The sequence below is a fragment of the Paenibacillus sp. O199 genome, from assembly GCF_001636635.1.
GTDB lineage: Bacteria > Bacillota > Bacilli > Paenibacillales > Paenibacillaceae > Paenibacillus > Paenibacillus marchantiae.
In genome coordinates this window covers 24,697-32,970 of sequence record NZ_LGRP01000047.1, presented here as the reverse complement: position 1 = coordinate 32,970, position 8,274 = coordinate 24,697, and the positions used below count along the sequence as shown (strand labels likewise).

The 8,274-nt window shown below is 46.6% G+C and carries 8 protein-coding genes; 2 read left to right on the top strand and 6 right to left on the bottom strand.

Annotation, left to right across the window (positions count from 1 at the left end; all coding sequences use genetic code 11):
* Positions 1-8 precede the first annotated feature (8 nt).
* Together A6049_RS29985 and A6049_RS29980 are read right to left on the bottom strand one after the other, a co-directional pair.
* Positions 9-788: a sirohydrochlorin chelatase gene (locus A6049_RS29985; protein WP_063568082.1), complete on the bottom strand. Its 780-nt coding sequence runs from the start codon at positions 786-788 to the stop codon at positions 9-11.
* Positions 789-790: 2 nt separating this feature from the next.
* A complete protein-coding gene (locus tag A6049_RS29980) occupies positions 791-1,081 on the bottom strand; it encodes a YerC/YecD family TrpR-related protein (RefSeq protein ID WP_017690665.1) in 291 nt (96 codons plus the stop codon).
* Between the two features lie 449 nt (positions 1,082-1,530).
* On the opposite strand from A6049_RS29980, the gene A6049_RS29975 reads away from it, so the two are divergent.
* Entirely contained in the window at positions 1,531-2,163 is a 633-nt protein-coding gene (locus tag A6049_RS29975) for a hypothetical protein (RefSeq protein ID WP_095206262.1), read from the top strand.
* A gap of 177 nt (positions 2,164-2,340) precedes the next feature.
* Positions 2,341-3,432 carry a DNA alkylation repair protein gene (locus A6049_RS29970; RefSeq protein WP_063568081.1) on the top strand — a complete coding sequence of 364 codons (1,092 nt, stop codon included), beginning with the start codon at positions 2,341-2,343 and terminating at the stop codon, positions 3,430-3,432.
* A gap of 361 nt (positions 3,433-3,793) precedes the next feature.
* On the opposite strand, the gene corA is transcribed toward A6049_RS29970, so the two are convergent.
* The 4 genes from corA to A6049_RS29950 form a co-directional block, all read right to left on the bottom strand.
* Positions 3,794-4,753 (bottom strand): magnesium/cobalt transporter CorA, encoded by a 960-nt coding sequence (gene corA / locus A6049_RS29965; protein WP_063568080.1) that lies wholly within the window; start codon positions 4,751-4,753, stop codon positions 3,794-3,796.
* Positions 4,754-5,105: 352 nt separating this feature from the next.
* On the bottom strand, positions 5,106-6,095 hold the full coding sequence (locus A6049_RS29960) for an inorganic phosphate transporter (protein WP_063568079.1): 990 nt from the start codon (positions 6,093-6,095) through the stop codon (positions 5,106-5,108).
* 14 nt (positions 6,096-6,109) lie between these two features.
* Positions 6,110-6,727: a DUF47 domain-containing protein gene (locus A6049_RS29955; protein ID WP_063568078.1), complete on the bottom strand. Its 618-nt coding sequence runs from the start codon at positions 6,725-6,727 to the stop codon at positions 6,110-6,112.
* A 216-nt stretch (positions 6,728-6,943) separates the two neighbouring features.
* The gene (locus A6049_RS29950) at positions 6,944-8,011 is read right to left on the bottom strand and encodes a DUF3048 domain-containing protein (protein WP_063568077.1); all 1,068 of its coding nucleotides are present in this window, start codon (positions 8,009-8,011) and stop codon (positions 6,944-6,946) included.
* Between the last annotated feature and the right edge of the window lie 263 nt (positions 8,012-8,274).

The following is an 8,274-nucleotide window of genomic DNA, read 5'->3' as shown; positions in this document are numbered from 1 at the left end:
TCCCTGAATTAAAACCTAACCTTATTACATCTTTCCAGTAAAAGTTGAATTTGGCGCTCCAGCCACTTTCCTAATAAAGGATGTGGGAGCAGTGTCTCACCACTATACGCGTAATCCAGTTCCTTCAGCCGGCCCGGGATCGCCTTCATGGTGAAATAACCGGCACTCAAAAACAGCGGCGCCACAATAACCCGGCTCCCCCGCTCTTCACTCCAGTATTTCGCCTTGTCGTACACACTATCCGGATTTAGCAGCGCATAATCGGTATGAGCAACACCGCTTACTTCCTGCACCCGCTGTGCGAGTGAAGAAATGCCCGCTTCCCAGCGCTGACGGAATCCATCGTGAATACTCCCATGTCCGACTAACAGGATCGTCTCCTGTTCTGGTTGCTGCGACAGGGCCTTTACCTTGTCCCAGACCATAACCGCAATATCCGGGTCGTTATCCACAGGATAACCGAAGTGAATTTGTGCATTCACCTCGAAGGGTTCCAGATCAGTCTCACGCTCCGGAGCGTCTTTGGCACCGATGGCATACTCAATCTCATCCACATGTGTACTACCGGACGAAACAAACAGAGGTACGACCAATATATCAGTTACGCCCTGTGCTTCCAGTCGGTTGATACCGTCCTGGATCAGGCGTCCCTCCACAAGCTCAAGAAACCCGGCTTCAACGGGCAAGGGTTCAGGCAGATTCAACCGGGAGACCGCGTCATCGACGGATTCTACCCAGGTCTTCTCCTGAGAACCGTGACTAATGATGAGTACACCCGGTTTCTTCATCCTTAACGTCCCAGGCGTTCCAGCGTCATTTTATAACCATCATTACCGTAGTTCAGGCAGCGTTTTACACGAGAGATCGTGGCTGTACTTGCACCTGTCTCAGCTTCAATCTGGTTATAGGTATTTCCTTTGCCAAGCATACGCGCTACTTCCAGCCGCTGGGACATGGATTGAATCTCGTTTACCGTGCAGAGGTCATCAAAAAACACATAACACTCTTCAATATCTTTCAGAGTCAAAATAGCCTCAAATAATTGTTCAATGCTTTTATCATTTAGCTTTTTCAGCTGCATTTCATCATCATCCCCTAGCGGTTACTGTGTACCTTCATTGTACCCAGCCTGAGTTGGTATTTCAAGCGTTAACGATTTCACGCACTACAGAATAAAAATACATGTTACCGCTTTCATATAGCATTAATGTCCTCCCTGCGCGCACAATCCCCCTCTATCTCACGATTTATCCCCTTTTTCCGCGTATATTTCCGATTAATTATGTAGGAATTATTATGTTTAAAATGTGGCAAATTTGTGTCCAAACCATATAATTCCACTGCGAACCTATCATACTCTCCTGCGCCCAAATCCGCAAATATCCCGTTTTACGGGATACTCGCCTACGCCGTCTCTCCGCTAATGACATACAGTATAGCAAAAGGGAGTTCCAACTCGGTCTGTTATGCACGTCCAGCAGCTGAAGGAACGCAATTCCGAAATCCAACATAGAAGGAACGTGATAGTTCATGCCACAGCATTATTATCACCGCCAGCCCGCTCCACGGCAGCGTCCGGCTTCCCATACGCAACGGCAGGCCCATACTACTGCCTATATGCCGCCACGGGCATTGAATGAAGCTCAGGTTCCACCCATGTATCCTGGAGTAGAGCCTTACTACCCTCAATTCCAAGAGGTTGAAGCATCCGGACTTGTGCCTTATAGTCCAGGTGGTCCCGGGGGACCCGGTGGAAACTTTTTCGGCGGGGGAGCTCCTGTTGCTCCCCCTGTTCCGGGGGAAGCGCCTGCGTCTTCCTCAGGCTTTTCCCTGGCCAACATCGGAGAACTGAAAGGAATGATCGACCGCTTCGGTGGAATTGATGGCATCATGAGTGGAATCGGCAAAATGCAAAAGGTCGTTGGCGGCTTCCAGCAGATGGCACCCATGATGAAACTGGTGATGGGGATTCTGCCTTTTGGAAAAGGAAAAAAGGGAAGCAGTGTTGCGGATAAAGATTATGAAGAGTATTCGCCACCTCGCTCACGCAAACGCCGAAAAAAAACGACCTCTGCTCCGCGCAAACGGAACACGAATAGTAAAACTGGCCGGAATAAATCCAATTCTATCAAACGTCGTCCCAAAAAAAGCAAAAAGCTCTAACTCTTTTCCCAGGCGCCCTCTTACATAAGGGGGTGCCTTAATCCACTTCCATCTTATTCTCCCCTTCAATCCACTCATTCTTTCATATAAGAGAATATTCACAACCTTTTCTTAAGAACCTATGTTCTTATTCCCGTGAATTGAGGTATACTGTGTTATAGATAAAGGAGGCGGATTATGGAACTGTTTAAAGACAAATATACTCCCGCATTAATCGACCGGACAGGAGAAAGGTTACACCAATTCTACCCCAAGTTGGACAAGCAGCAATTTCGTGAACTTGTATTTGCCGAAGGCTGGGGAGAGCTGGAATTCAAAGCTCGTATCCGCCGCATTACGTCGGCATTGACCGAAGTGCTCCCTGACAACTATGAAGAGGCATTACACGTGATTGAACAGGCAGCACCACAGATGCGAGGGGTCGAGTATTTGTTCGTTCCTGATTTTATTGAAGTCAACGGACTTGCGCCGGAAAACTACGAACTATCCATGAAGTACTTGACCCTCTTCACACCTTATTCCAGTTCCGAGTTCGCGGTACGCCCGTTTATTGAACGCTACCCGATCGAAACGATGAAACGCATGATGGAATGGACGGGAAGTTCCAATGAACATATACGCAGGCTTGCCAGTGAGGGCAGCCGTCCACGTCTTCCATGGGGTTCCAAACTTCGGGAATTCATCACCGATCCCACCCCAGTACTTCCCATTCTGCATGAATTGAAGCAGGACGAGTCCCTGTATGTCCGGAAAAGTGTATCCAATCACCTGAACGACATCTCGAAAGACCATCCAGAACTGGTCCTGGATTTGGCCTCAAGCTGGTACGGACAACATGAACATACGGACTGGATCGTTCGTCATGCAAGCCGCTCATTACTGAAAAAGGGACATCCGAAGGCGCTGAGTCTCTTTGGTTATGTCGAGCAGGATGCGACACATATCGAGCATCTTCAGCTTGCAAGAGATACCGTGGCCATCGGGGAAGATCTTCATTTTTCCTTTGATGTCGTTAATGAAAGTGGTCAGTCACAGATGCTGCGAATCGAATATGAAATCGGATATATGAAAGCAAATGGCAAGCAGGCACCCAAGCGGTTCAAATGCTCTGACAAAACCTTCCCTACCGGAAGAACCAAGGTTGCAACGAAGCAAGCGTTCAAAGTCATTACGACGAGAAAGCATTACGCTGGTTTGCATACGCTAACGATTGTCGTTAATGGACAACCTACAGCTACAGCCACATTTGTATTGGAGCAAACAGAGTAACCTGCGAAGGGCCAGTAGCCATCCAACTTATCATAAAAAGGTAGCAAGGTTCTTTTATGATATAAATCCCATGTTAAAATTCAGCTCATAGAATCCATTCCTTGAGAAATTCCCCAAGGCGTCTTCAGTACTGAAGATGCCTATTACTTTTTCCACCCTGTTCGTAACAGCCAAATTCCCCCTCAAATAAAGTTATGCACATGATGCTTCTTCATTTACTTTTATCCACATGTGGACATCTATTCCGAAAATTAATCTATATGTACTCTTATTTGCCCTCTTATGCACATCATACACAGGCTAAAGAAGCGATCTGTGGAGATCGCTAACTCTTCACTTGCTATTCAGTTTCTATTCTTCCTTACTTAAACCAGCCCCGCTTCACAAACCAGGCCACCATGCTTCCGCCCAGAATAAACATCAACAGCAGCACAGCCCCATAGCCAAACTTCCATTGCAGCTCAGGCATATAAGCAAAGTTCATGCCATAGATCCCTGCGATCAGCGTCAGTGGCATAAAGACTGTTGTAATCACGGTGAGAGTCTTCATAATCTGGTTCATTCGATTGGAATTCAGCGAAATATAACTGTCGCGCAGGTCTGCCGTCATCTCCCGATCAGCTTCAATCATATCCGTCAGCTTCAACAAATGGTCATAGATATCGGTAAAATATACGGTATGCTCTCCTGTTCTCTGCACATGCTGAGAATTGACTACCCGATAGAGCAGATCCCTCATAGGCACTACCGTCCGTCTAAGCTTCAGCAGTCGACTGCGCAAGTCGAACACCTGATTCATCAGGTCTTCCACCGACTCCTTGCCGCCCCGGTTCTCCAGTTCAGCGAGCTCATCCTCTATGGCAAACAGAGACGGGAAATAATGATCGACCAACTTGTCCATCACCGTATATGCCGCTGCCACCGGGCCTCGGGCCCAGATGGTTCGTTCGTGCGCATGATGCAGCAACCTCTCCCAAGCTTCATCGACTTCCTCCAGTGCCCCGTGATGAAAGGATACCAGGAAGTTCGCACCCAGAAACAGGTCCACCTCTTCCGCTTCCAATGTGGTCGGATTCAGTGCATGCAGCACGAGGAACTGCAAATTGTCATAATAATCGAGCTTAGGTCGCTGCAATACATGCATACAATCCTCAATAGCTAATGGATGAAAATGAAAATATGTATCGAGCAACTGGCTTTCCTCTTCGGAAGGCTGATTGAAATCTGCCCATACCCAAGCGTAATCCTGCAGATCCAGCTGTGTAAGCGGTACATTTACAGATACCTGATGATCCCGTGAGATGGCGAGTGTACGAATCATAAAATAGACCACGTCCTTGTCTTGTATCCTTTACGTTATTGTACAACTTTAACCACTGAACCGTCTCCTGCAACAGCCCATTATACACACGTTATCCTGCAAACGCGACAACAAAAAAAGCCAACCCTGTTGGCTTCTCTCATTTCCCTATCCACAGTTTCCTGTATCCACAGGAATATCTTCTTTTGGTTTATCATTCCACGGATGGCTATCCACATATCCAGCCTGTCCACACGTTCATGCACAGGCGTCTCTTCTTTTTGGTTGTATAATTGTCCACATATCCCGATATTCACATAGTTATGAACAGTTTGTCTGAAACCCAGAATTTGTCCCGGAACACATTTTCGAATTAGAAAATGATCCAGTACAACAATCCTGCCAGCGCCCCGGTAATCGGAATCGTAATAAACCACGTAATAATGATACGTCCGGCAAGTCCCCATTTCACGGCTGAGAAACGTTTCGCGGAACCAACACCCAGAATGGCAGATGTGATTGCGTGAGTTGTACTCACCGGCAGGTGGAGCAAGGTTGCCGAGAAAATAACAGATGCGGCTGATAGATCAGCTGCAAATCCGTTAATCGGTTCAATTTTGAAAATTTTGGTTCCCATCGTTTTGATGATTTTCCAACCACCGATGGAAGTACCGAGTGCCATCGCTGTTGCCGCGGAGATTTTAACCCACAACGGAACATCCAGATGATCCTGTACGCCTGCTGCGACCAGTGCAAAAGTAATAATCCCCATTGCCTTCTGCGCATCATTGGTACCATGCGTAAACGCCTGGAGCGCTGCTGTGAAAATCTGTACCGTACGGAAACCTTTGTTCACATTATGCGGACTACGTTTGGCAAAAATATATTTGAGAATGGTCATGACCACATAACCGATGGCAAATGCGATCAGAGGTGATAATAACAATCCTCCGACGATGTCAATGAATCCACTCCATTTGACTTTATCAGCGCCTGCGCCAACGAGTACAGCTCCTGCAAGGGCTCCAATCAATGCATGTGAGGAAGAGGACGGAATACCAAACCACCATGTAACCAGGTTCCAGATAATCGCCGCGATCAAGGTGACTATGACGACCTCAATCCCGTTATCTAGCGTGGTGGGGTCGGTTACACTCCCCCCAATCGTCTTCGCAACTCCCGTAAACATCATGGCACCGACAAAGTTCATCACCGCAGCCATAAGAATAGCTCGGCGTGGCGTCAGTGCTCGGGTCGAGACCGAAGTTGCAATGGCATTCGCCGTGTCGTGGAATCCGTTGATGAAGTCAAACGCCAGTGCAAGGAAGACGACTATACCCAATACCCAAATCGTTGTTTCCATTATTCTCTGGCTCCTTAAGAATTACGCATGATGATGGATTCAAGCACATTGGCAACATGTTCACAAGCATCCGTTGTCGTCTCAAGACGTTCATAGATTTCTTTGCGCTTGATCAATTCAATCGGATCAGGCACGGTAGCAAAAAGGTTCTTGATACAGTTGCGCAGCACTTCGTCGCCCTGGTTTTCCAGATCGTTCAGACGAATCGTGTACTCGCGAATCGCCAGCAATTTTTTCTGAGACAGCAAGTGAATGGCCTTCTGAATTTCGTAAGCCGATTGGCGCAAAATTTCAGCGAATTGAACAATATATTCGTCCGGGTCAGTCAGTTGGTACATATAGAAACGGGAAGCCGTTGCTTCAAGCCCGTCCAATACGTCATCAAGTGTTGTTGTCAGTTCCATAATATCATCGCGTTCGATCGGCGTGATAAATGTCTTGTTGAGCTCTGTAATGACGGTATGCACATAATCATCACACTGGGACTCGTACTTCTTCATTTCATTGGCAAAAAGAGTCACATCCTGAAGGTTGGAAACATGTTGGGAGAAATAATCAGCCGCTTGCACGACCGTATCTGCCATGTTCTCTAGTGTCTCAAAAAATATATCCTTCTTCTTCTTAAGCTTCATAGCTCTATCCCCTTTACGAGAAATTGCCGATAACCGATGAAACATGAAATGACAACCTTTGATATCTTATCATAAATGTTTCACGGTTTGTACATAAGGCATGATCCTTTTTTATATTCTTATCACATAAATCTGAAATGAATCTTAATTATTTGGAATGGCTGGAAAAATGATGATGAAATTTTACACTGAGTTTACATTTCTCTTCAAATTGGATTAATTTTCAATTTCGACATGCCCTGCAAAATCAGGCTGATTCGGAACGATACTAATAAAAGTCTTGCCAGGAATAAGAGCAACTTCGGACCCATTTTGCACAAATCGAATAATATCACCTGTTTTTTTGACCCACTGTCCTCGAATCATTTTGCCTTTTTGAAACAGCATGGCTTCACCGCCCTGCTCCAAATTAACGGAAATTCTACCCACATTGTCGAGCACCTTGTGATCTGCACCCGCCACAATAATATTGGCCGCTCCAATGGGATTGCCGTTATCCAGATCCTGATCTGCCTTTCCGTTCACCAATCTCATATATCGTCCGCTAACTTCATCATAATCATACGTGACCCGGTAACTCTCCAATAAATAATGAATATCGAATTGCTTGGCCACCTCTCCCGCGGACGTGGCACCTTCCTCGTTATACGTATATACAGGGGACTTAAAGTCGTGACTATAGCCTTTGGTATCCGCGCCTTCTCTCAGCTTGTCCGCCGACGTATATAGATTGTGCGGTGCTTTGCGATCGGAGGAACGCCAGAAATAAGGGCCGCTATTCGATATCTCATCCATATGCTGTTTCTGCTGCTTTTGTAAAATAGAATAGGCATCCGGGCTGCCACCCGCATGAACCAATACCCCATCGTAACTCTCACCAAGCTCGATCAGATACGGACGGATACTGCGCACGGGTCCAACCGTTTCTGCCCCGCCTTCACTTTGGAAGATGGCAATAAAACGGGTAATGCCTCCCTCAGCGAGCACTTCGATAATAATATCTGCCGCACTCAGACCTGACTGGGGCCGGGCTGCAGGTGCATTGTTAATCATAACTGCCAGCGGACGGCGCGTTACTGCTTCATCAACAGGCAGACCCGTCAGCGGTGCTGTGTAGAGCGACGTGGCAGGTTCTTCTGTCTCTTGTTCTTCCTGTATGGGTGTAGGAACGGACTCCGGCTTCGGAATCTGGACCATCTCCTTATTCTGGCAAGCGACCAGACTCAGGGCCAGAATAAGCAGCGACGCCGCTGACGTCGTTTTGTTCCATTTCAGTTGCTTCAATATATGTACCTCCTGGACGATATGGCTGAAATCTAGGCTGTAGTTGCTCTTATGTAAGTGACCATTTCACGTATTTCTTTCCATTTAATCACACACAGCACCATTTGTCTTCGATAAGGAGAGCATTTTCTACCCTGCATTTCACGTTTGAAACTTGAGACAGGATGAAAAATATGTCCTAAATGTGAACTTCTCAAACCTTACTTAAAATTTGAACTAGATTGTGATAATAATCACAAACAGAATGACTTTTGAACTATACA

What these genes read in the sequence shown, in the direction of transcription:
- A6049_RS29985 (WP_063568082.1), bottom strand. Translation starts at nt 788, where the DNA reads ATGAAGAAACCGGGTGTACTCATCATTAGTCACGGTTCTCAGGAGAAG.
- A6049_RS29980 (WP_017690665.1), bottom strand. Translation starts at nt 1,081, where the DNA reads ATGCAGCTGAAAAAGCTAAATGATAAAAGCATTGAACAATTATTTGAG.
- A6049_RS29975 (WP_095206262.1), top strand. Translation starts at nt 1,531, where the DNA reads ATGCCACAGCATTATTATCACCGCCAGCCCGCTCCACGGCAGCGTCCG.
- A6049_RS29970 (WP_063568081.1), top strand. Translation starts at nt 2,341, where the DNA reads ATGGAACTGTTTAAAGACAAATATACTCCCGCATTAATCGACCGGACA.
- corA (WP_063568080.1), bottom strand. Translation starts at nt 4,753, where the DNA reads ATGATTCGTACACTCGCCATCTCACGGGATCATCAGGTATCTGTAAAT.
- A6049_RS29960 (WP_063568079.1), bottom strand. Translation starts at nt 6,095, where the DNA reads ATGGAAACAACGATTTGGGTATTGGGTATAGTCGTCTTCCTTGCACTG.
- A6049_RS29955 (WP_063568078.1), bottom strand. Translation starts at nt 6,727, where the DNA reads ATGAAGCTTAAGAAGAAGAAGGATATATTTTTTGAGACACTAGAGAAC.